Origin of the sequence: Ruoffia sp. FAM 26255 (assembly GCF_045528525.1) — a bacterium.
Taxonomy (GTDB): Bacteria; Bacillota; Bacilli; order Lactobacillales; family Aerococcaceae; genus Ruoffia; species Ruoffia tabacinasalis.
The window spans coordinates 1-22,705 of the sequence record NZ_JBGQQX010000014.1; the positions used below are offsets into that span (position 1 = coordinate 1).

The 22,705-nt window shown below is 37.0% G+C and carries 26 protein-coding genes; 23 read left to right on the forward strand and 3 right to left on the reverse strand.

The window, feature by feature from the left end; all coding sequences use genetic code 11:
• Window positions 1-213 precede the first annotated feature (213 nt).
• A complete protein-coding gene (locus ACEN31_RS04235; RefSeq protein ID WP_407108738.1) occupies window positions 214-1,212 on the forward strand; it encodes a bile acid:sodium symporter family protein in 999 nt (332 codons plus the stop codon).
• 164 nt (window positions 1,213-1,376) lie between these two features.
• Here the strand turns inward: ACEN31_RS04235 and ACEN31_RS04240 are convergent, their stop codons facing one another.
• Window positions 1,377-2,042 (reverse strand): DsbA family protein, encoded by a 666-nt coding sequence (locus ACEN31_RS04240; protein ID WP_407108739.1) that lies wholly within the window; start codon window positions 2,040-2,042, stop codon window positions 1,377-1,379.
• Window positions 2,043-2,127: 85 nt separating this feature from the next.
• Window positions 2,128-2,718 carry a CYTH domain-containing protein gene (locus tag ACEN31_RS04245; RefSeq protein WP_407108740.1) on the reverse strand — a complete coding sequence of 197 codons (591 nt, stop codon included), beginning with the start codon at window positions 2,716-2,718 and terminating at the stop codon, window positions 2,128-2,130.
• A 156-nt stretch (window positions 2,719-2,874) separates the two neighbouring features.
• On the opposite strand from ACEN31_RS04245, the gene ACEN31_RS04250 reads away from it, so the two are divergent.
• Genes ACEN31_RS04250 through mgtE form a run of 5 tightly spaced genes read left to right on the forward strand, consistent with a single transcriptional unit; the run spans window position 2,875 to window position 7,269 of the window.
• A complete protein-coding gene (locus tag ACEN31_RS04250; RefSeq protein WP_407108741.1) occupies window positions 2,875-3,555 on the forward strand; it encodes a GTP pyrophosphokinase family protein in 681 nt (226 codons plus the stop codon).
• Window positions 3,552-4,367: an NAD kinase gene (locus ACEN31_RS04255; protein ID WP_407089249.1), complete on the forward strand. Its 816-nt coding sequence runs from the start codon at window positions 3,552-3,554 to the stop codon at window positions 4,365-4,367. The genes ACEN31_RS04250 and ACEN31_RS04255 overlap by 4 nt, the downstream gene beginning before the upstream one ends.
• A gap of 15 nt (window positions 4,368-4,382) precedes the next feature.
• Entirely contained in the window at window positions 4,383-4,976 is a 594-nt protein-coding gene (locus tag ACEN31_RS04260; protein ID WP_407108742.1) for a thioredoxin family protein, read from the forward strand.
• 27 nt (window positions 4,977-5,003) lie between these two features.
• Window positions 5,004-5,918, forward strand: coding sequence for an RluA family pseudouridine synthase (locus tag ACEN31_RS04265; RefSeq protein WP_407108743.1), 915 nt, complete (start codon window positions 5,004-5,006; stop codon window positions 5,916-5,918).
• On the forward strand, window positions 5,905-7,269 hold the full coding sequence (gene mgtE / locus ACEN31_RS04270; RefSeq protein WP_407108744.1) for a magnesium transporter: 1,365 nt from the start codon (window positions 5,905-5,907) through the stop codon (window positions 7,267-7,269). The genes ACEN31_RS04265 and mgtE overlap by 14 nt, the downstream gene beginning before the upstream one ends.
• A gap of 58 nt (window positions 7,270-7,327) precedes the next feature.
• On the opposite strand, the gene ACEN31_RS04275 is transcribed toward mgtE, so the two are convergent.
• Window positions 7,328-7,774 (reverse strand): GNAT family N-acetyltransferase, encoded by a 447-nt coding sequence (locus tag ACEN31_RS04275; RefSeq protein WP_138404836.1) that lies wholly within the window; start codon window positions 7,772-7,774, stop codon window positions 7,328-7,330.
• Between the two features lie 102 nt (window positions 7,775-7,876).
• On the opposite strand from ACEN31_RS04275, the gene ACEN31_RS04280 reads away from it, so the two are divergent.
• From ACEN31_RS04280 to ACEN31_RS04360, 17 genes are all read left to right on the forward strand, one after another.
• Window positions 7,877-8,935: a M42 family metallopeptidase gene (locus ACEN31_RS04280; RefSeq protein WP_407108745.1), complete on the forward strand. Its 1,059-nt coding sequence runs from the start codon at window positions 7,877-7,879 to the stop codon at window positions 8,933-8,935.
• A 96-nt stretch (window positions 8,936-9,031) separates the two neighbouring features.
• Entirely contained in the window at window positions 9,032-9,682 is a 651-nt protein-coding gene (locus ACEN31_RS04285) for a DivIVA domain-containing protein (protein WP_138404838.1), read from the forward strand.
• A 91-nt stretch (window positions 9,683-9,773) separates the two neighbouring features.
• The gene (locus ACEN31_RS04290) at window positions 9,774-11,357 is read left to right on the forward strand and encodes a peptide chain release factor 3 (RefSeq protein WP_407089243.1); all 1,584 of its coding nucleotides are present in this window, start codon (window positions 9,774-9,776) and stop codon (window positions 11,355-11,357) included.
• A 173-nt stretch (window positions 11,358-11,530) separates the two neighbouring features.
• On the forward strand, window positions 11,531-11,797 hold the full coding sequence (locus ACEN31_RS04295; RefSeq protein WP_138404840.1) for a phosphocarrier protein HPr: 267 nt from the start codon (window positions 11,531-11,533) through the stop codon (window positions 11,795-11,797).
• The gene (gene ptsP, locus ACEN31_RS04300) at window positions 11,797-13,521 is read left to right on the forward strand and encodes a phosphoenolpyruvate--protein phosphotransferase (protein ID WP_407108746.1); all 1,725 of its coding nucleotides are present in this window, start codon (window positions 11,797-11,799) and stop codon (window positions 13,519-13,521) included. Before ACEN31_RS04295 ends, ptsP begins: the two co-directional genes overlap by 1 nt.
• A gap of 98 nt (window positions 13,522-13,619) precedes the next feature.
• Window positions 13,620-14,624: a biotin--[acetyl-CoA-carboxylase] ligase gene (locus tag ACEN31_RS04305; protein WP_407108747.1), complete on the forward strand. Its 1,005-nt coding sequence runs from the start codon at window positions 13,620-13,622 to the stop codon at window positions 14,622-14,624.
• On the forward strand, window positions 14,625-15,158 hold the full coding sequence (locus ACEN31_RS04310) for a biotin transporter BioY (RefSeq protein ID WP_407089241.1): 534 nt from the start codon (window positions 14,625-14,627) through the stop codon (window positions 15,156-15,158).
• 100 nt (window positions 15,159-15,258) lie between these two features.
• The gene (locus ACEN31_RS04315; RefSeq protein ID WP_407108757.1) at window positions 15,259-16,455 is read left to right on the forward strand and encodes a glycosyltransferase family 4 protein; all 1,197 of its coding nucleotides are present in this window, start codon (window positions 15,259-15,261) and stop codon (window positions 16,453-16,455) included.
• A 162-nt stretch (window positions 16,456-16,617) separates the two neighbouring features.
• Window positions 16,618-16,848: a YkuJ family protein gene (locus tag ACEN31_RS04320; protein ID WP_138404844.1), complete on the forward strand. Its 231-nt coding sequence runs from the start codon at window positions 16,618-16,620 to the stop codon at window positions 16,846-16,848.
• A gap of 214 nt (window positions 16,849-17,062) precedes the next feature.
• Window positions 17,063-17,587, forward strand: coding sequence for a YqeG family HAD IIIA-type phosphatase (locus ACEN31_RS04325; protein WP_407089239.1), 525 nt, complete (start codon window positions 17,063-17,065; stop codon window positions 17,585-17,587).
• A complete protein-coding gene (gene yqeH, locus ACEN31_RS04330; RefSeq protein ID WP_407089238.1) occupies window positions 17,580-18,701 on the forward strand; it encodes a ribosome biogenesis GTPase YqeH in 1,122 nt (373 codons plus the stop codon). The genes ACEN31_RS04325 and yqeH overlap by 8 nt, the downstream gene beginning before the upstream one ends.
• 15 nt (window positions 18,702-18,716) lie before the next feature.
• The gene (gene yhbY / locus ACEN31_RS04335) at window positions 18,717-19,034 is read left to right on the forward strand and encodes a ribosome assembly RNA-binding protein YhbY (protein ID WP_407089237.1); all 318 of its coding nucleotides are present in this window, start codon (window positions 18,717-18,719) and stop codon (window positions 19,032-19,034) included.
• 13 nt (window positions 19,035-19,047) lie between these two features.
• On the forward strand, window positions 19,048-19,731 hold the full coding sequence (locus ACEN31_RS04340; protein WP_407089236.1) for a nicotinate-nucleotide adenylyltransferase: 684 nt from the start codon (window positions 19,048-19,050) through the stop codon (window positions 19,729-19,731).
• A gap of 17 nt (window positions 19,732-19,748) precedes the next feature.
• The gene (gene yqeK, locus ACEN31_RS04345; RefSeq protein ID WP_407089235.1) at window positions 19,749-20,357 is read left to right on the forward strand and encodes a bis(5'-nucleosyl)-tetraphosphatase (symmetrical) YqeK; all 609 of its coding nucleotides are present in this window, start codon (window positions 19,749-19,751) and stop codon (window positions 20,355-20,357) included.
• Window positions 20,358-20,389: 32 nt separating this feature from the next.
• Window positions 20,390-20,719, forward strand: coding sequence for a ribosome silencing factor (gene rsfS / locus ACEN31_RS04350; protein ID WP_407093609.1), 330 nt, complete (start codon window positions 20,390-20,392; stop codon window positions 20,717-20,719).
• Complete coding sequence (locus ACEN31_RS04355; protein ID WP_407093602.1) at window positions 20,719-21,468, forward strand: class I SAM-dependent DNA methyltransferase; 750 nt, start codon at window positions 20,719-20,721, stop codon at window positions 21,466-21,468. Before rsfS ends, ACEN31_RS04355 begins: the two co-directional genes overlap by 1 nt.
• Window positions 21,469-21,488: 20 nt before the next feature.
• The gene (locus tag ACEN31_RS04360) at window positions 21,489-22,661 is read left to right on the forward strand and encodes a nucleotidyltransferase family protein (protein ID WP_407089233.1); all 1,173 of its coding nucleotides are present in this window, start codon (window positions 21,489-21,491) and stop codon (window positions 22,659-22,661) included.
• The last annotated feature ends 44 nt before the right edge of the window (window positions 22,662-22,705 follow it).

Genomic DNA, 22,705 nt, shown 5'->3' on the forward strand with positions numbered 1-22,705 from the left:
GGCTTAGTTCCACTAAGCGAATTGGTAGAGTCTGCTTACGCAAGGTATTGAACCGCCGTGTACGGAACCGTACGCACGGTGGTGTGAGAGGTCGACTAGTCAAATAATGGCTAGTCTCCTACTCGATTCAAAGGAGTGGTAAAACGATGAGTGACATTGAAAGCGACGTGCATATTTATCAAATTACACAGAAAATAATAGGAGGATTCATCCATGAATTTATTTAAACAATTTAATAGCGCTTTTACAAGTAACCTGTCAATGTTCGTAGTATTAACGGCTTTATTAGCCTTAATGTTCCCAAGTTTTTTCACACCTTTAAGTGGTTATGTGAGTGTATTACTTCAAATCATTATGTTCACCATGGGCTTGACATTGAAAGCATCTGACTTTTCTCATGTTCTTAAAAACCCAACGAGCGTGATTATGGTTTCTGCCATCCAATACTTATTTATGCCACTGAGCGCTTTTGCAATTGCTAAATTATTCGGTCTATCAGGTGATGTGGCTTTAGGTTTAATCATAGTTGGATCAGTTCCTGGAGGGACCGCATCGAACATTATGGCTCTCTTAGCTAATGGGAATGTGCCACTTTCAGTGAGTGCTACAACGGTGTCTACATTATTATCCCCATTCGTTACACCACTTCTGATCGCGACTTATGGCGGAGCATTTATTGAAATTGCTTTTTGGCCAATGTTCTTATCCATCACACAAATCGTCTTAGTGCCAATTGTCTTAGGATTAGTTGTGTCTCATCTCTTAGGGGACAAGTCACAAAAGATCAAGACAGCGATGCCATCATTTTCATCGATGGCAGTACTGTTAGTTCTCGCTGGAACAGTATCAGTGAACCGTGAGAATTTACTAACCGGTGGTCTAACGGTTGTCCTAGCAGTATTAGTTCATCATTTATTAGCTTATGCAATTGTTTACTTTATCTATGGGTTATTCAATGCTTCTGCGATAACAAAACGTACGTGTGCGATTGAAGTTGCGGCACAAAATACAGGGCTATCCGCAAGTTTAGGTTTAACGCATTTTTCACCAGAAGCAGCCTTAGCGGGTGCAGCTGGAACGATCGTCCATACACTTGTTGGAATGATGTTTGGTAGTTTATGTGCTAAGAAAGATATGAAAGAAGCCGAGGGAGGAAAAGCAGCAGCGCGAGCAAGAAATGCGAGATCAACAGTTTTACAAAGAACATATTAATTTTAGATTTGTGTGGAGTGTCAATAGGTAAGTGAGTGAAAAACACACGCACCACCCAAACAAAAAAGGCTCAACAATCGTGGTGACATTTGTCCACAGTGTTGAGCCTCTTGTTATGCGCATAAAAAAGAAGGGCGATAGGTCAGCCCCTGTTAAATTAAGTTTTATAGAAGTCGTAATGCTGGCACATTCGCACCTGATTCTTCATGATTAGTGCCATCACATATTAAAGCATCAATCTCATCTAAGATTGTTTCTAAAGTTATTGGATAGCCTTCTAATAACCTTGCTTCGCCTGTGACGTATTCATAAATAACTAGAGAAGGGGTAGATTCAACTGACATATCGATGGCAGTCTTTTGGTCTTTTAAGAACAATTGTTTAACAAAATCCGACCGCATATCTTGTTGAAATATCTCGACATCTAGTCCAACGTCTTTGGCAAGATCAATTGCGAATTCTTCACTAAATTTAGAAATATCGCCATTGATTGTCTCCTGAAGGCGCATTAAGAAATAACGACCTAATCGTTTCCCTTGCATACAGGCTGCTTTATATGCGAGAGATGCCCGGTATACCGATTGAAAGATGTAATTTCTCTCCTGCAAGTTTATTTTTTTGATACCAAGTTGTTGCATATAGTCTTCAACTAAACGTTGATTATGAAAAGGTAGGATGTGCAAATCTATGTTTGACGTTACTAAAGCAATTAACTTTAAAACTTCATGTTGACAAGTGTAACAATTTTTCCCAAATGGATTAACGAATAAAAATAATTCAAATACACTTGGAACGCCATTGTGTCTATATTCGATTTGATATTGACTCATTTAGAAATTCCTCCTCCTTTCTTATGTTTGGTATAGTTAATATTAACAATAAAGTAAACTATTAGCGAATGATAGGCTTGTTCATTTATTCATTTGTAGAGTATCGATGTGCGCGTGATAACTTCGTTTCTGCTTGTTTGTAAGATATATCAACACTCGCTAACAGTGAATTAAATTGTTCTAAAGCAACTTCAATATCTTGAGATTCAAGTTCCAATTCGTGATCTTCAGCTTGCGGATATTGAGTATAGTCTAACGCATATAATCCATAAGGAACGTCGATATTATAACGTTCTGTAATGAGACTCATTGTTCTTTTAATATTAGTCCAGACGATATTTCTTGAAGCAATAAACTCTTGGATATCCGCTGAATAAATAATGTCTTCATTCAATGATTGTGGCACGTCTATCACTTTCTCTCGATTGAATTGAGTAAGTTCAATCGATTCAAGTTCAGACACTCTCTCTTTAATTGTCCATTCACTCGAACCATTATCAAATACTCTTAATCTCAGCGCTGCATTATTTTGCTTGAAAATTTCATCTGCTGTATCATAATAGTAATTGGATTGAATGATTTTTGGTTGATTTTGTAAATTAAAATAAGTATAAAGCTTGTCATACTCGGCTTTACTTAGTAGTGTTTTTAATTCTCTTTCAATTGAAGATACCATGTATATATCCTTTCTTAGCTAAATTATGTACAATGTAATATATACAAAAAATAAAAAAACTGTATTTCAATTACAGTCTGTTCTATATCCTATAATAACTCATTAATATATGCAAATAAATATACTTATACTAAAGTAAGAAAGTCGGTGACTGAATTGATAGAAGATAATTTTATCGAGAATTGGGACTTATTCTTAGCTCCTTATGAACAAGCTGTAGAAGAATTAAAGCTAAAACTAAAGAATATTCGAAAAGAATACCGAACTTTACATCGCCATACGCCGATAGAGTTCGTCACAGGACGCGTGAAGACACGCGAGAGTATTCTCGAGAAGATGGAAATGCGAGAAATTGAATCTGAAGATATGTTAATCGGTGTTCAAGATATTGCTGGAATCCGCATCATGTGTCAATTTGTTGAAGATATCTATGAAGTAGCCGAATTAATAAAAGAACGGACGGATTTTAAAGTATTATTAATCCGTGACTACATTCACCATCATAAGCCAAGTGGCTACAGATCATATCATATGGTCATTGAATACCCAGTGCAACGCGCAAAGAATGTAGAGACCGTCATTGTAGAGGTTCAAATAAGAACATTAGCGATGAATTTCTGGGCGACGATCGAGCATTCGCTGAACTATAAGTATCAAGGAGAGTATCCAAAGCACATTCTTGAACGACTGGAAAGAGCTTCAGAAGCAGCATTTATGCTGGATCAAGAAATGTCAGAGATTCGAGAAGAGATACGCGAAGCGACACAATTCTTCGAACAAAGATATGAGGACCCCGATACAGCAATAAATAAAGGGAATTATGAGGTGAATCAATGAAACCAACGGTACTAATTTATTCAAATACAAAACCTCAATCTCAATCTATTAAAACTGAACTCACAAACAAATTAAATAAACACCAGATTGAAATTGTGGATGAACGTGAACAACCAGATTTTATTATTTCAATTGGAGGAGACGGAACCTTCTTATCTGCCTTTCATCATTTCGAACAATATATTGAACATTCGAGATTCGTCGGAATCCATACTGGACATCTAGGCTTCTATACGGATTGGCTTAGCAATGAAGTGGATGCGGTTGTGGATGGATTATTAAATGCATCCGATCAATCGGTGTCTTATCCTTTACTCAATGTCGAAATTTATTTAGAAGATGGGCGGTGTAAGAAGATGTTAGCTTTGAATGAATTCTCCATCCGTTCAACGATGGGAACCATGGTGAGTGACGTCTATATTAAAGACCACTTCTTCGAGACTTTCCGAGGAGATGGCATTAATATTTCAACACCAACCGGATCAACAGGCTTGAATAAATCATTAGGGGGAGCAGTCATCCATCCGCGCCTAGATGCGATTCAAATGACTGAGATGGCTTCAATAAATAATCGAGTGTATCGTACCTTAAGTTCTCCAATTATTATTCCTTCAGATGAATGGTTTACTTTGAAACCAGAGAATACGCAATCTGCGATTCTTTCCGTGGATAATCAAAGTTGGTTGAATTATGAAGTATCCAAAGTGACTTGTCAGGTTGCTAAACAACGGATCCATTTCGCAAGCTTCAAACATACCCACTTTTGGGATCGGGTTGAAAATGCGTTTATTGGGAGAAAACAATCACTTTAAAGGAGAATGTTATAAATGCAGCGGATTTTGAAAGTTATAGGTCTAGTCATGACGGTTGGTTTGGTAGTGGCTTGTAGTAGCCAGAGCGATGAGTTTGAACATACCGCACTCGCCGGAGTTGAGCGAATCAACGCACCCGTTACTATTCCAGGAGATACGTCGTTGTTAACAATGAATGAGGACGCTAAAGGAATGATTTATGAATCCCTAGATAAGATAGGAACATATGCAGAAGGGACACAATCGCCTGTGGATTATTCACAGATTGAAGCAGTTCAAACAGAAGCAGATTATATTGAGTTTCTTCAAATGACGAGTGAACAAGCGAGTTTATTATATATTGGCTTTGATGAATGTCCTTGGTGTAAAGCTTTCTCACCAAAGATTAACCAAATTGCTAGTGATTTAAACGTTCCAATCTATTACTATAATACTCGAGCACACGAACAAGATGCGACCTTCCAAGGAGCCATGCAAACATTCGGTGTCGATACTGTTCCTTATGTCTTAGTGATGGAAGATGGCGAAGCAAAAGAGCGAATCAGTCATGAGTCATCTATGGAACAAATTGAACAATTCTTGACGCTCTATACTGAAGAATACCAATAGAAAATTTTAACGAGTTAGGAAGATAATGTGATTTTAACATGGGAGTATCAAGATACTTTAGAACAAACGATTAAACGCTTTTTACACTTTGAAGGGATTCCAAGAAATTTTGTAAAAGCGGTGAAGCATAACGGCGGGCAAATCTTACTGAATCAAGAAGAAGTGACCGTGAGAGCGACCTTAAACCAAGGGGACGTGTTAACACTCATTGCCCCGGATGAACACGGGCATGAGACAGTGGCACCGTCAGACATTCCAATTGATGTCGTATACGAAGACCGTGATTTCTTGATTGTGAACAAACCGAGTGCTTCGGTCTCCATTCCTTCAAAGCAGAATCCAGATAGTTCGATGGCAAATCGCATTAAAGGTTATTATGTAAGAGAAGAATATAAAGACCAAGTGATTCATATCGTCACTCGTTTAGACCGTGATACGACCGGATTGATGTTGATTGCCAAACACCGACTTGCCCATGCTTATATGGACCGGATAATCCAAAGCAAAGGTCTAACTAAAATCTATTACGGTTTATCACATAAAGTGGATTGGGACAAGCATGGTTATATCGACGCACCGATTGGGCGCAATCCTGAATCAATCATCAGTCGGATTGTGGACCCAGATGGGCAAGCCGCTTTAACAGAATTTTGGTTAAAAGAACAAGTGGAAGAGGCAAGCCTACTTAGAATGCAACTTCATACAGGGCGTACGCATCAAATCAGAGTTCACTTAGCTCACAAAGGTGGGCCTTTAGTTGGGGATGATTTATACGGCGGGGTAAAAGATTCAGTGATTTCAAGACAAGCCTTGCATTGTGGTGAGTTACAATTTATTCATCCTTTTACAGGTGATGACATCCACATTACCCAAGCGATTCCTGAAGATATGCACACGTGGTTAAATATCAGAAAAGGGGAGATAGAATATGGAGATATTTGAAAGATCTCTTGAAGAGAGTATTGAAACGTTTAAAAAATTATTGAACGAAAACCGGATGACTCGATTTAGAACCGAGTATCTAGCCTTACATAATTATGAGCAAAGTAAGATATTTGCGAATTTGGAAAAAGAGGATCGTGAAAAGATTTATCAATATTTATCTCCTTCAGAATTAGCAGATGTCTTCGACATGCTCGAATCGCAAGACGAGACGATTGATATCTACTTTGAAGAGATGTCTCCACCTTATGCTGCGTCAGTTCTAGGCGAGATGTATGCCGATAATGCGGTTGATGTGTTGAATAGCTTAAAAAACCGTGAACGTATTAATCTCTATATGAACCTAATGCCTGCAGAAAGTGCTCGTGAAATCAGCTCGCTGATTAATTATTTAGACGAGACAGCTGGGGCGATTATGACGACTGAATTTATCTCTGTTCAAGAAGGCTTAACTCTAGGTGCCGCTTATCACAGACTGAGAGAGCAAGCGATTAAAGCTGAGACAATTTACTATGTATATGTTGTAGATGAAAATAATCGTCTCGTTGGTGTAATCTCATTAAAGGATTTAATTATTAATGATGAAGATAAGCTGATTCATGACGTGATGAATACGCGTGTGATTTCGGTTCAAGTAAATGATAACCAAGAAGAAGTAGCCAAGATGGTTCAAGATTATGACCTTTTAGCGCTTCCTGTTGTTGGTTTTGACCGTGAATTATTAGGTGTTATTACGGTTGATGATGTCTTAGATGTTATGCAAGATGAAGCAGATAGTGACTACTCTGGTTTAGCGGCGGTTGACGTTAGAGAGACCCATGACACGCCACTATCAGCAGCAAGAAGTCGTCTACCTTGGCTAGTAACCTTACTATTCTTAGGAATGGGAACAGCGACTTTAATTAGTCAGTATGATGCGCTAATCGCTGAAGCAAGTGTCTTATCCGCCTTTGTTACTTTAATTACAGGTACTGCCGGGAATGCTGGAACCCAGTCATTGGCCGTAGCCGTAAGGAAATTAACAAATAAATACGATGACGATAATTTCTTTTCTTCAATAATGTTTGAATTAATTACCGGTGCGATTACTGGATTAATTGTCGGAATTACCGTGATGTTAATCGTCTTAGTTTGGAAACAAAACCTTCTTCTAGGAGCGGTCATTGGAATTGCGATGATGGCTGCAATTATCGTAGCGAATCTTGCAGGTTCATTTATACCGAAGATTATGGACAGACTTGGTTTTGACCCTGCAGTTGCGAGTGGACCATTTATTTCAACACTGAGTGACTTAACTTCAGTATTTATTTACTTTAGTATTGCTCAATTATTCTTATCAGCAATTATTTAAAGCAATACACAAAAAGAACAACCCTTTGACTGTTTTAAAATAGTCAAAGGGTCGTTTTTTAATTGATTTGTTTTTCCATGTCATGATGAGGGATGTTGGCATCCAAGTAGCCTTCTTCATTTGTGATTGCGTAATTTAATTTCTCATAGAAGGGGATAGCTGGATCTTGAGCAGATAAGCTAAGTACCTCAATGGAAGGGTTAGTTTCTCTTGCCCATCTTTCAATTTCTTCCATCAATTTAAATCCTAAGCGCTGACCTCTTTGTTCTTTTAGAACTGCCACACGTTGGATCTTTGCTTTTGTCTTAGCGTCATTAAGATTGATTCGTGCCGTTGCGACGGGACGATTGTCAATATATCCAATTAGGTGAATTAATTGCTGATCCAAACCATCTAATTCAAGTCCTGGATCAACATTTTGTTCGTAAATAAAGACTTTCTTACGAATATCGAATGCGTCCTTTAATTTTGAAGTGTCTCCATCTAATACCCAAGTAAATTTCATTTAAAACCCTCCACGATTTCATGTATAATTAATCACAGTGATATTATTGACGTTATTTTACTATAATACAGAATATAAATACAATGAGCAAAGGGTGTTTTTATGACAGAAATAAAAGAAGTATCAAAAAAACGATTAGAAAATGTAAAAAACTTAACAACGATTCCATCTCCAACGGGTTATACCGCAGATATTATCCATTATATTTGTGGCTTGTTCGATGAGATGGGTGTAACTTATGAAGTGACGCCCAAGGGTGGCTTACTTGTAAGTATCGATGGTAAGAATAAGGAAAGTCATCGCTTTGTGACAGCTCATGTGGATACTTTAGGTGGAATGGTTCGAGCGATTAAACCGAATGGTCGCTTAAAACTTGATTTGATTGGTGGCTTTACATTTAACGCCATTGAAGGGGAATACTGTACCGTTCATTCAAGTTTAGAAGATAAAAAATATAACGGAACAATCCTCATGCACCAAACGAGTGTGCATGTCTATAAAGATGCGCGTACAGCAGAACGTAATCAAGACAATATGGAAATTCGCTTAGATTATAAAGTGAAGAACCAAGAAGATGTTGAAAAACTTGGTATTAAAGTGGGCGATTTTATCTCATTCGACCCAAGAGCTACTATTACAGACGAAGGCTTTATTAAATCACGTCATTTAGATGACAAAGTCAGTGTTGCGTTATTAATTGAATTGGTTGAGAATATTCATCGTAATCAGATTGATTTAGCACATACGACGCACTTCTATATCTCAACCAATGAAGAGATTGGTTATGGAGGTAATTCTAATATTGCTTCTGAAGTGAAAGAATATCTTGCGGTAGATATGGGAGCCATGGGCGATGACCAACGGACGGATGAATATAGTGTGTCGATTTGTGCGAAAGATGGATCTGGTCCATATCACTTAGGCTTACGTAATCAATTCGTTCAATTATGTAAAGCAAATGATATTGAATATCAATTAGATATTTACCCATTCTATTCAAGTGATGCATCAGCAGCCATGAGAGCTGGGGCAGATGTTCGTCACGGTTTAATCGGAGCAGGCATTGATTCTAGTCATGCTTACGAGCGCACTCACTTCGAATCTGTAGACGCTACATATGAATTAATTGCAAGTTATTTAGAATCAGAAATGATTGATTAAATTAATATGTAAAAAGAACGTGTAAAATGCCTTGAAATTTGCTACTATAAGAAGTACATAACATAGTGAGAGTTAGAGTGTAGAGGAGTGATATGAGTGGTAGATATATCGAAAAGTTTATTTGGCTATAATACAAGTCAAGTAGATTCGATGATGAGTCAACAGACAAGTAAAATTGACGAATTGGAAAAGAAGATTGAAAGCTTAGAAAGTCAACTAGCGACCTATATCGAATTAGAGTCAGCCCTAAAAGAAGGAATCGTTGACGCAAGACAAAAAGGTTCACAAATAATCGAAGATTCAGCTGGACAAGCTGAACAAATCATTAGTAAAGCGAATGAGCAAGCAACTCAATTAAAAGAGGAAACAATTAATCGTGGAAATGATTTATTGAATGGTGGGAATGCTTTAAGAGATCGCTTAACATTCATGAAAGACGAAATGCGTGAAATGGTTGATCAAGTATCAGAGTTTATTGATGGCACAGATTTTGAATCACTATTCCCTAAAAGTGAAGTGGATCAATTTACGATGCAGATTAACGAATTTTCAGATGGCAAAGTTGAAAAACGCAAAGAAAGCGACGAAGAGTCAGTCTCTGAGAGTACTTTAACAGATGAAGAGAAACGTGAATTAGAGAAATTAATTCATGAAGTGATTGCCAATGATGCAGCTTCAAAAGAAACTCAAGGACCTGAACGTAATATCGAGAAAAAATTAATCGAGTTGAGAACACTAAACGGATAATTTTTATGTTATGAACAATGCAATGATGAACTCAATCACATTGCATTGTTCCATTTTTTTGAAACGGACAATAACGAAAGGAAGTAACTATTTGGTAAATAATTTAGAGCAAGAAGTCAAAAGAAGACGGACATTTGCGATTATCTCCCATCCAGATGCGGGTAAGACAACCATTACCGAAGCAATGCTGTTATACAGTGGAGCCATACGTGAAGCAGGGACAGTTAAGGCAAAGGGTAAAAAATCAAACAAATTCGCAAAATCTGACTGGATGGAGATCGAGAAACAAAGAGGGATCTCTGTAACCAGTTCGGTGATGCAAGTAGATTATGACGGACATCAAGTTAATATTGTCGATACACCGGGACATGAGGATTTCTCAGAGGATACGTATCGTACATTAATGGCCGTGGATGCGGCAGTTATGGTTGTTGACTCTGGTAAAGGGATTGAGCCACAGACGAAACGATTATTCGAAGTTGTAAGTCACCGTGGAATCCCCATCTTTACCTTTATTAACAAATTAGACCGTGACGGACGTGAGCCTTTAGAGTTAGTGGCTGAATTGGAAGAAGTCTTAGGTATTGACGCGTACCCAATGAATTGGCCGATGGGTATGGGACGAAATTTAATCGGTCTTTATGATTTATATAATGAGCGTGTTGAATTAAGAGGGAATGATGAAGAAGAGGAAGATATCTTTATTCCTTTAGATGAAGACGGTGAAGCTCAAGGTGAGCATACGTTTAAAGAGTCATCGATATATTCTCAAGCTTTAGAAGACGCACAATTATTGCATGAAGCAGGAAATGAATTTGATTTAGACAAGATCGCTAACGGTAAGTTAACGCCAGTCTTCTTTGGATCAGCTTTAACTGGTTTTGGTGTTCAAACATTCTTAGATGCATTCGTTGAGTTAGCACCAGCACCAGAATCTATTGAACTTGAAAGTGGCGATGAAGTAGATCCAGTTGAGGATGACTTTACTGGCTTTGTCTTTAAGATTCAAGCGAACATGAACCCGGCTCACCGAGATCGTATCGCCTTTATTCGTATTGCTTCAGGGCAGTTTGAACCGGGCATGAACGTGACCTTAAACCGTACACAAAAGAAAATTCGTATGGCTCATACGACACAATTCATGGCAGACACTCGTGAAGAAGTAAGTACAGCCGTTGCCGGAGATATTATCGGTCTGTATGATACAGGGAATCTGCAAATTGGAGATACGTTGTATTCAGGTAAGAAGGCTGTTGCTTTCCCGCCATTACCACAATTTACGCCTGAGATGTTCATGAAAGTCAGCCCTAGAAATGTTATGAAACAAAAATCATTCCATAAAGGGATTGAACAATTAGTTCAAGAAGGTGCGATTCAGTTATACAAAACATATCATACGGAAGAATATATTATCGGAGCCGTAGGACAACTTCAATTCGAAGTCTTCCAATACCGCTTACTGAATGAATATAATGCCGAAGTTGATATGACTCCAATGGGGAATAAAATTGCACGTTGGATTAAAGAGGATGACTTGGATCCAAGTATGTCATCGAGTCGTAATTTACTTGTTCGTGACCGCTTTGGAGCTCCAGTATTCTTATTTGAGAATCAATTTGCTGAACGCTGGTTCCAAGATAAATATCCAGATATTGAGTTAGAACAACTGTTATAATCACGGATATTATTGAAGGATATATTTAAATAGAGGATGCTTTAAACATTAAAGATATTAAATCAAGAGTTTTATATTGTTGAAACGCTAAAAAAATGGTATTCTTATATAAGTAAGGGTTTTATTTATTTGAAACTCGTATTAAAATTTCATTTATAAAGGAGATTTTTCGAATGGAAAAGAAAGAATTTAACGTAATTGCTGAGACTGGGATTCACGCACGTCCCGCGACATTATTGGTGCAAACTGCAAGTAAATTTGCTTCAGACATTAACTTAGAGTATAAAGGTAAATCAGTTAACCTTAAGTCTATCATGGGGGTTATGTCTTTAGGTGTTGGGCAAGGTGCTGATGTTGTAATCACTGCTGAAGGTGACGACGAAAAAGAAGCCATTGAAGCTGTTGCAGAGACAATGAAAAACGAAGGATTATCTGCATAATGACAAAAATCGAAGTTACTGGGATTGCTGCTAGTGATGGTATTTCAATTGCACCAGTGTATCTATTAACAGAACCAGATTTAACTTTTGATCGCACTACAGTGGAAGATGCTGAAGCAGAAGCAGTTCGCTTTGATACAGCGGTTGAACAAGCGACAGCTGAAATCACACAAATTCGCTCAATTGCTGAAAAATCATTAGGTGAAGAAGAAGCACAAGTCTTCGATGCTCACTTAATGTTCTTATCTGACCCAGAATTTACTGGGCAAGTAAGAGAAAAAGTTTCGAGCGAAGGAATCAACGCTGAAGCTGCATTAGGCGACGTGAGTGATATGTTCATTCAAATGTTTAGTGCCATGGAAGATAACGCTTATATGCAAGAACGTGCTGCAGACGTTAAAGACGTTTCAAAACGTATTCTTGCTGCATTATTAGGCGTTAAATTACCTAGCCCAGCGACAATTAGCGAAGAAGTTGTTATTATTGCTCATGATTTAACACCAAGTGATACTGCTCAATTAAACAAGCAGTTTGTGAAAGCGTTCGTTACAAATATTGGTGGACGTACTTCTCACTCGGCAATCATGGCGCGTTCTTTAGAGATTCCAGCAATTGTTGGTACAAACTCAATTGTATCTCAAGTTAAAGATGGCGATTTAGTTATCGTTGACGCAATGGAAGGTCACATTATTGTTGATCCGACAGAAGAACAAGTGAAAGAATACGAAGAAAAAGCACAAGCTTTTGAAGAACAAAAAGCAGAATGGGCTAAACTTGTGGATTCGCCATCAGAAACTAAAGATGGCCACGCAGTTGAACTCGCTGCCAACATTGGTACGCCTAAAGACGTGACGGCTGTTCTTGAGAATGGTGCCGAAGCGATTGGTTTATACCGTACTGAGTTCTTATATATGGATTCTTCTGACTTCCCAACTGAAGACGAACAATACGACGCATACCGTGAAGTGCTAGAAGCAATGGATGGTAAAGCAGTTGTTGTTCGTACGATGGATATTGGTGGAGACAAAGAGTTACCATACTTAGAATTGCCAGAAGAGATGAACCCATTCTTAGGATACCGAGCAATTCGTATCTCGTTAGACAAGAAAGATATGTTCAAAACTCAATTACGTGCTTTATTACGTGCATCTGTACATGGTAAGTTACGTATTATGTTCCCGATGATTGCTACTTTACAAGAATTCCGTGAAGCAAAAGCATTCTTACTAGAAGTTAAAGAAGAATTATTATCTGAAGGTGTAGAAGTTTCAGAAGATATTCAAATTGGTATTATGGTTGAAATTCCTGCTGCAGCAATGCTAGCGGATCAATTCGCCAAAGAAGTTGACTTCTTCAGTATCGGAACAAACGACTTAATTCAATATTCAATGGCAGCAGACCGTATGAATGAACGTGTCTCTTACTTATACCAACCATATAATCCATCAATTCTACGTTTAATTAAGAACGTGATTGATGCTTCACACGCTGAAGGTAAATGGACAGGTATGTGTGGTGAGATGGCAGGAGATCAAACGGCTGTACCATTATTACTTGGTTTAGGCTTAGATGAGTTCTCTATGAGTGCTTCAAGTGTATTAAAAACACGTAGTTTAGTGAGACGTTTAAACTTAACTGATATGCAAGCATTAGCTGAAAAAGCAATTAATGAATGTACATCATCAGAAGAAGTTGTCGCATTAGTTGAAGAAGCAATAAAATAAATTTAATAAAACATCCTAGGTTATTTACTTAGCCTAGGATTTTATTATTCATTCTACGTCAACCAAATATAATATATGGTTGACCAAAGGAGTAAAAGATGACACTAAAAAATAAATTATTAAAGAAATTATCTGAAGGAAACAACACTGTCCATTCAGGTCAAGAATTAGCCGCTGAATTTGCTGTCACACGAAGTGCTGTTTGGAAAGCAATCGAAGAGTTACGTGATCAAGGTTATGTGATTCAAAGTATCCCTAGAAAAGGGTATCAGTACATTCAAAGTTCGAAAAGTATTGATCCAGAACAAATAAGTTTATTACTAGGCGAACATGGATCAGACTTAAAAATCACACTTTATGATGAAGTCACTTCAACGAATGATGTCGCAAAAGTACATGCAGCTAACCATCCGAACGAAAGTAAGTATGTGATCTCAAGAAAGCAAACGAAAGGAAGAGGTCGATACGGCAAGACTTTTCATTCAACTATCAAAGAAGGACTTTACTCATCTTTACTCGTTCCAGTTAACCAAACACGACCAGAACATATTCCATTATTCACGATTGCAACGGCTACAGCGATGTCAGAAGCGATTGAGGAAGTCACTGGGAAAGTCATTGATATCAAATGGGTTAATGACTTATTTTATGAAGGAAAAAAAGTCAGCGGGATTCTATGTGAAGCAATCAGTGATATCGAAAGTGGCCAGATTACATCGGTAGTTATAGGTTTAGGGCTGAATCTAGCAGGTGACTTCGATGAAGCTGATGAGATGACACAAGGTGTTGCAGGAACCTTGTATGGGAGTGAGTTACCTAAAGAACTAAACTTAAATGTATTACTCTCAACTTACGTCTATCGCCTCCTCACTTATATTAAAGAGATTGATAAGAAAGAATATTTACCTTACTATTCGACTCATCTATTAGGGATTAACAAACCTGTGACGTATTCCGTTAAAGCTGAGGAAAGACATGGTATCATACGCGGAATAAACGAAGAAGGTCACTTAATTGTGGAGTTGCCTTCAGGTGAGATGGAAGAATTATTCGGACAAGAAATTCATTTATCAAGTAGTCAGTTTGCTAAGGGAGGAAACTAAATGAAAACAAGACAATTGACACAAATGGCTTTAATGCTAGCTTTACTAATTATATGTTCACAACTAACCATTCCTTTTGGTCCGGTCCCATTAACATTACAAACATTTGCAATATTAATGATAGGTTTAGTATTACCAGCGAAATACGCGGGATTAACGACGTTAATTTATTTAGTTATTGGACTATTCGGACTGCCTGTATTTAGTGGTGGAACTGGAGGGTTTGGATCATTCATATCGCCATCCTTTGGGTTTGTGATTGGTTTTATTCCAGCGAGTTTTATTATTAGTTATCTCAAACAACGATTGAAACCTGAAACAAATTCGAAACTTATTGGTATCACATTAATTGGAACGGTTATTTTATATATAATTGGTTTAAGTTACATGTATATTATCTTTCGAAACGTATTAGATATTGAAACTGGCTTTATGCATGTTTTACAACTAGGGTTGATACCTTTTATACCAGGAGATATATTTAAAGCGCTCTTAGCAATCTTTATCTATAAAAGACTTCAACGCATCTTATAAATGTAAATCTACACATTGAAAATACCTTGTGATACAATAAGTCTACACTTTAAAAAGTACTATAATTTGTATGAGAAATTATAGTCGAGAGGGGTATTTGATGCGAATTGGCATGTTTACTGACACATATTTTCCACAAGTAAGTGGAGTGTCGACTTCAATCAAGATACTTTGTGATCAGTTAAGAAAAGTTGGCCATGAAGTCATAATATTTACAACAACAGATCCAGAAGCACGACCAGAAAATGGCGTAGTTAGATTACCAAGTATACCTTTTGCGAGTTTTGAAGATCGCCGAATAGCTTTTGGTGGTTTAGATCGATGCGTAAAGATATCAAGAGAATATGACTTAGATATAATCCATACACATACAGAATTTAGCTTAGGTTTAGCAGGTAAATATGTTGCAAGTCGATTAAAAATTCCAACGATTCATACTTATCATACGATGTATGAAAATTACACTCACTACATTTGGGATGGGCGTTTAATTAAACGACAGCACGTACGTTGGTTTTCAAAAGTATTCTGTGGACAAGCAGACGGAGTGATTACACCAAGTGAATTAACTTACGCAACGTTAAAAGACTATGGTGTTGAATCGCCGATGCGCATTATTCCCACAGGCGTTCTTTTACCAGAATTCAACGAAAATTATCGTGCGATGACCCGTAAGAAATTGAATATACCACATGATGCACCGGTATTACTATCATTATCGCGCTTATCGAAAGAGAAGTCTTTAGACGAGGTTATTATGGCATTCCCGGCGGTTCAAGAAGCGTATCCAGCGGCTCATTTAGTCATAGTTGGAGACGGACCTTACCGAGAGACTCTAGAAACCATTGCTAAAGGATATGAATTGGAGAATGTTCACTTCATAGGTGAAATTTCATATAATGAAGTCAATCAATATTACCAAATGGCTGATTTATACATAAATGCGAGTGAATCGGAGTCCCAAGGTTTAACATACTTAGAGTCAATCGCGAATCGATTGCCAATTGTGGCGAAAGAAAATGATTACTTAAACTTAATTATTCAAACAGGAGAATTCGGACAACTCTATGCACCGAATGGGTCATTATCAGAAGCCATCGTTAAATATTTAAACAAGAAGTACGCGGGTGAAATTGAGAATATTAATCCTGAATCATTAGAAAGTATCTCTGCTGAACGCTTTGCAGAGAATGTTTATGCGTTCTATGATAATATCATTCAAAACACAGATCAGTCACGATCAAATTTCTTTGATAGAATGTTAAGTGAGATTAAAGAACCGTGGAGTAATATGTAACTTATGCAGTAGATGTAGAAAAATAAGAATGAATCAAAAATAGTTTATGTAACTTCTTGCAATTTCAATGCATTTTGTTAACATATACTATATTGAAAAACTAACCTAGTTTAGTTTTGCTGCTCACATATTGAGCAATTCTGTTAACGAAAGGAATCAACTATGAAAACTTCAGTTTTGACAGGTATTATCCAACGCTTAGAAGCAATGGTAAATGCTAATAATAGTGAACCAGAGGTTCGCCGTTTTGAATTAGATGGTGTTGAAAAATGCCAAGTAACTTATCATGCAGATGATAAAGCATTCGAATTATCAGATAGTCAACGAGGAACAACTTACCGTTTCGACGATATCGATTTAGTAGCAATTGAAATTTACGAATTATTAGGTTAATTAAACTCAGCAAATAATCCCAATAAATTATTCAATGTTATAGATTTATAACATGAAGTAATAATTTATTAGGATTATTTTTTTGTTAGATAGAGGTTTTATTTGTCAATGTGATCAAATAGTGTTCAGTACTCTGATTTAATATGTTATTATAGTATGTTGGAATAATATGTTATAATATCAAAGACAATATAAGAATTTAAAAGGGGACTATATGAAAAAATTATTGACTCCAACCTGGACCATCAATTCAATTTACGCAATTAAGCCAGATGATTTATTGAGACATGATATTAAAGCAATCATATGCGACTTAGATAATACGCTTATTGCGTGGAATCAGTGGGAGCATACTGAAGAGATGGCTGAATGGTTAACAAGATTTAAAGACGCAGGGATTGGTATTTATCTCTTATCAAACAACAACTATGATCGAGTACTTAAAGTAGCAGAACCATTAGAGTTAAGGTTTACTTCTAGTGCTTTAAAACCACGCAGAAAGCATTTTGTACTTGCTATCGAGGATTTACAAGTACCTAAGGAGAATGTCGCTGTTATTGGAGATCAAGTTATGACAGATGTGATTGGTGCGAATCGTAATCATCTTAAGAGTATCTTAGTCAAACCGATTGCACCAAATGACAATATATATACAATAATTAATCGTATGTTAGAAAAGCTAGCATTTAAAATCGTCGGCATAGACCGAACAGGTGATTGGGGGAATACGCTTGAGTGAGCAAGAAACATTTCAATGTATCGGTTGCGGGGCAACCATTCAAACAGAGAATCCAGATGAGATAGGTTACTTACCACAATCTGCGTTAAATAAAGGAATTGAAAAAGGTGAATTTTACTGCCAACGTTGTTTTAAACTAAGACATTACAATCAATTACAAGATTTAGATATTGATGATGATGTATTCTTAAATAAATTGGGTGAAATTGCTAATGATGATGCCTTTGTTGTATTAGTCGTAGATATCTTTGATGTTGAAGGAAGTTTAATCTCTGGTTTACATCGATTTATCGGGAACCAACCATTTATCATTGCAGCAAACAAATTTGATTTACTTCCTAAAGTAACGCGTAAATCAAAAGTAAAAGATTGGATAAGACAAACAGTAAACCGTCATGGTTTGTATCCTGAAGATATCGTATTAACTTACGGGACAAAGCGCGCGGGGATTTATTCTTTAGCTGAGAAGATTGAAGAAGTGATTAGCGATCGCAATGTTTATATCGTAGGGGTGACGAACGTTGGAAAATCAACATTGATTAATCAATTGATTGGTTACTACGGTGGAGATAAAGAAGTGATTACAACGTCAAACCATCCTGGTACAACGTTGGATTTAATTCAAATTCCATTAACGGATGCACATGCTATCATTGATACACCAGGTATCATCCGTCGTACTCAATTAGCACATCATTTAAGTCGTTCTGACAACCAAAAAGTGTTACCAAATAAACCTATCAAACCAAAAACCTTCCAATTAAACGAAGGACAAACAATCTTTTTAGCCGGTGTGGGGCGAGTGGATCTCGTTCAATCAGAAGTTGAAAAGACAGCGATGACTTTTTACGTTTCAACTGATCTGTACTTACATCGGACTAAAACTGAGAATGCAGATGAGTTGTATCAGAAACATGTTGGTGAGATGTTAACACCACCAAGCAAGGATTATGTAGATGAGTATCCAGAGCTGGAAGAACAAACATTCACACTCGACCCAACCCAAGACATTAGTATCACAGGTTTAGGTTGGTTAACAGTAAATGCAAAAGCAGAAATAAAAGTTTGGCTACCTAAAGAAATTAGCGTATCTAAACGTACAGCAATTATTTAAACGAAGGGAATTAATATGATTACATTAAACAAAGCACAAACAAAATTTTTGCGTAAATACTCGCATAATTTAAAACCTCTTTTCCAGATGGGGAAATTAGGATTAACAGATGTATTTATCGAGCAAGTGGACAACGCAATTGAAAAGCGTGAATTAATTAAATTTGTCATCTTACAAAACAGTGATGAAGATTTAGATGACGTTGCTAACAAAATTGCGGATGAAATCGGTGGTGTTATTATTCAAACAATCGGAAGTACAGCGATATTATACCGTCCATCATCAAAAGAAAAACATCAGGAAATCAGTCAACAAGTAAATCGATTAAGCTAAGGGGACGTGTAGAATGGGTATTTCAAATGGCACATTAAATGCGCAAGAGTTTATGTCAATTGAAGAAGCACTCGAACCGATTATTCTGAGCCAATTTACTCCGGATTCATCGGGAGATGAGCGTAAACGGATTGGTATTTTAGGTGGAACATTTAATCCACCTCATCTCGGTCATTTATTAATGGCAGAACAAGTTGGGAACCAATTGGAATTAGATGAAGTTTGGTTTATGCCTACAGCGAAACCGCCTCATGCACCTGGAAAGACAACAATTGCTTCACAACATCGTGTTCAAATGATTCAATTAGCAATTGAAAACAATCCACTATTCAAAGTTCAACCTTATGAAATTCATCGTGGTGGCGTGAATTATACTGTCGATACAATGAGACATTTCGTTGAGACTTATCCAGAATCTGATTTTTATTTCATTATCGGTTCGGATAGCGCGAACGATTTGTCAACTTGGAAGCAAATTGATGAATTAGTTCAATTAGTTCAATTAGTTGGAGTCAGACGTCCGGGTGAATTCCCTTACCAAGGTCAATATCCTATTCTTTGGGTCGATTCACCTTTGATTGAATTGAGTTCAACCGAGATACGACTCAGAGTATACTTAGAACAATCAATCCGCTATCAGGTTCCAAGTAAAGTGTCAGCTTATATCCAAGAACACAGACTTTATGAGATGGATTAAAGAAAGAAGGCAAGAGTTTGGTATCAGAAATCCTATACACTAAAGATTATATAAATGTGACACGAGAAGAACTACTTAATAATCTTAAAGAAGAACTCAAACCAAAAAGATTTAAGCATGTTCTTCGTGTTGAAGAAACAGCCTTAGAATTAGCAGGACAATATGATTACAAAGATATAGAAAAAGTGAGTATCTCTGCTTTAATGCATGATCATTGTAAAGATTATTCAGACGAAAAGATGTATCAACTTGCGACAATGTATGCACCGTATGAGCCCTTAAGAGTTGCGAACGAAGCAGTATGGCACGGCCTAGCTGCGGCAGAATTAGCGCGTGCGAAATATAGTGTGTTAGACGATGAAATCATTCATGCCATTGCACAACACACGATAGGTGCTAAGGAAATGAGCTTACTGAGCAAATTACTCTTTGTGGCAGATTATATTGAACCGGGTCGTAACTTTGATGGGGTGGCTGAAGCTAGAAAATTAGCCGAAACAGATTTGGATGCAGTTGTCTTTTACAAGATGAGAGAAACAATCAAACATCTTGTTGAAACGAATAAGAAAGTATATGTTGAAAGTGTGGTTATTTATAACCACTGGGCAAAAAAACAGGAGGGTTAATTATTATAAACACAAAAGAAAAATTAGAAGTAATTGTACGCGCCGCAGATGATCGTTTAGCACATGACATCATGGTCTTAGACGTCGCACAATTGACACCATTAGCAGAGTACTTTGTCGTGATGGATGCTAAAAATGACCGTCAATTATCAGCAATCGTTAATGAAATTACTAGCGTGATTGATGAGAATAATTTCGAATTGAAAAACGTTGAAGGTAAAAACGGTGGTAAATGGGTATTAATTGATATGAATGATATTATTATTCATGTATTCAACTATTCTGAACGTGCAAATTACAACTTAGAAAAAATCTGGCAAGATGCACCATTAGTTGACGTTAGCGACTGGATCTCAGAATAATGAGTTTCAGCCAAATAGCAGATGTATATGATCGATTCAATGATCTATCTGTGTATGAATATTGGGTTGACTATACTTTAAATAGTTTAGACCGAAAGCCTAAAAAAATGTTAGATATCGCCTGTGGAACAGGTTGGTTTACTCAATTGATGATACCTTTCGTTGATTCAGTTACGGGAATTGATATCGATGAAGATATGTTAGCGATTGCTCGTCAAGAAGTGATCAATTTACCGAATGTTGAATTCAAGTATGGAGATATGACGCGTTTATCAAAGGATTTAAAGGACTTTGACTTAGTCACTTGTTACTTGGACTCACTATGCTTTCTTAACGACTACAAGGCCGTTAAAGAGGCATTTAAAGGGATGTACCGAGCTTTGTCTGATCAAGGAACGTTATTGTTTGATGTTTGGACGCCTTATCAAATGACGGATGCTTTTTCTGAATTTGAATACTTTGATCAAGACGAGTCAGCAACTTTAATTTGGGAAAGCGCCAGTGATGCTGAATCACTTAGCGTTGAGCATTACTTGACTGTCTATAGACAAGTTGAGGGGGCGCAGTTTGAACGTGTCGATGTTGAACTTCAAGAGCAAACTTTCCCATTAGAGAAGTATATGGATGCTTTAATTGAAGCAGGCTTTCAACCGGATAAGATTGAAGTGTTTGTTGATTACGGAAGTAAATATTATGACAAGAGAACAGATGAAGAGGCAGACCGTTGGTTCTTTAGATGTAGTAAGTAAGAGTTGGGGAGTGTTATAAGATGAAGCTTGTTTCAGTCATTGCCGAATATAATCCTTTCCATCTTGGCCACCAATATCAATTAGAACAAATGAAGCAAAGAACTTCGGCAGATGCGCTCGTTGTATTGATGAGTGGAAATGTTGTTCAACGCGGAGAATTTGCTGTAATTGATAAATGGCAAAGAGCTGAGATTGCATTGGAATACGGTGCTGACCTCGTCTTAGAGTTACCACTCTTAGCAAGTTTACAAGCAGCGGATTACTTCGCGTATTGGGCGGTTAAGACACTAGAATTATTAGGTTCAGATCAGCTTGTTTTTGGAACAGAATCTGCTACCTACGAAGCCTTGAATTCTTATGTTGATTGGTTAGTTGAGAACGAAGAAGCAATCGATAGAAGTGTTAAAACTTATCTCAACGACGGCTATTCTTATGCAGCGAGTTATCAATCTGCTTTAGAAGCTATAGATAACTCTTCTGAAAAGGCGAAACTTTTAACAGACTCACCGAATCATTTATTAGGGATTCAATACATTAAGGCATTGAAGCAATTAAATTCTAAGATGGATGTTATAGCTATTTCTAGAATTAAACACAATGAAAATATGCAAGAAGTCTTAAGTGGCAGCCAAATAAGAGAATTGAATCGTCAACAATTAGTCACCGAGGATACTGTACCTAAGCGGATGTTTCAAAAACTAGTGAGTCATCCAAACGTGCAACTTGCTGATTATTATGATTTACTAAAGTACCAAGTACAAAGTCAAAGTGCTGAACGCTTAACTCAATATCAAGGCATTGATTATGGTGTTGAACATTATATTTATCAGCAAATTTTGGAAACTAGTAATTTTGAATCTTTAATTGATGCACTCACATCTAAAAGATGGACGAAAGCATCCATCCAAAGAAAGCTAATGATGATTTTGTTGAATATAACAAATAAGGAATGGCAGGAAAGCATTGATTTAAATAATGAAGAGCTGACTATTCGAGTGTTAGGTTACACAGATGTAGGAAGAAAAGTACTTAAGATGAAGCGAAACCAAACTGGATTAAAATTATTTAGTAATTTGACTCAAGACAACGCACAAAATTATCAATTAAATTTACGTGCGGATACAGTCTTTTCACTCAATCCAAAACATAGAATAATGCAACAAAACACTGGAAGATTCCCAATTCACTATTAATTGAAAAGGAATCGTGTTAATATTAAAATAATCTTGACAAGAAT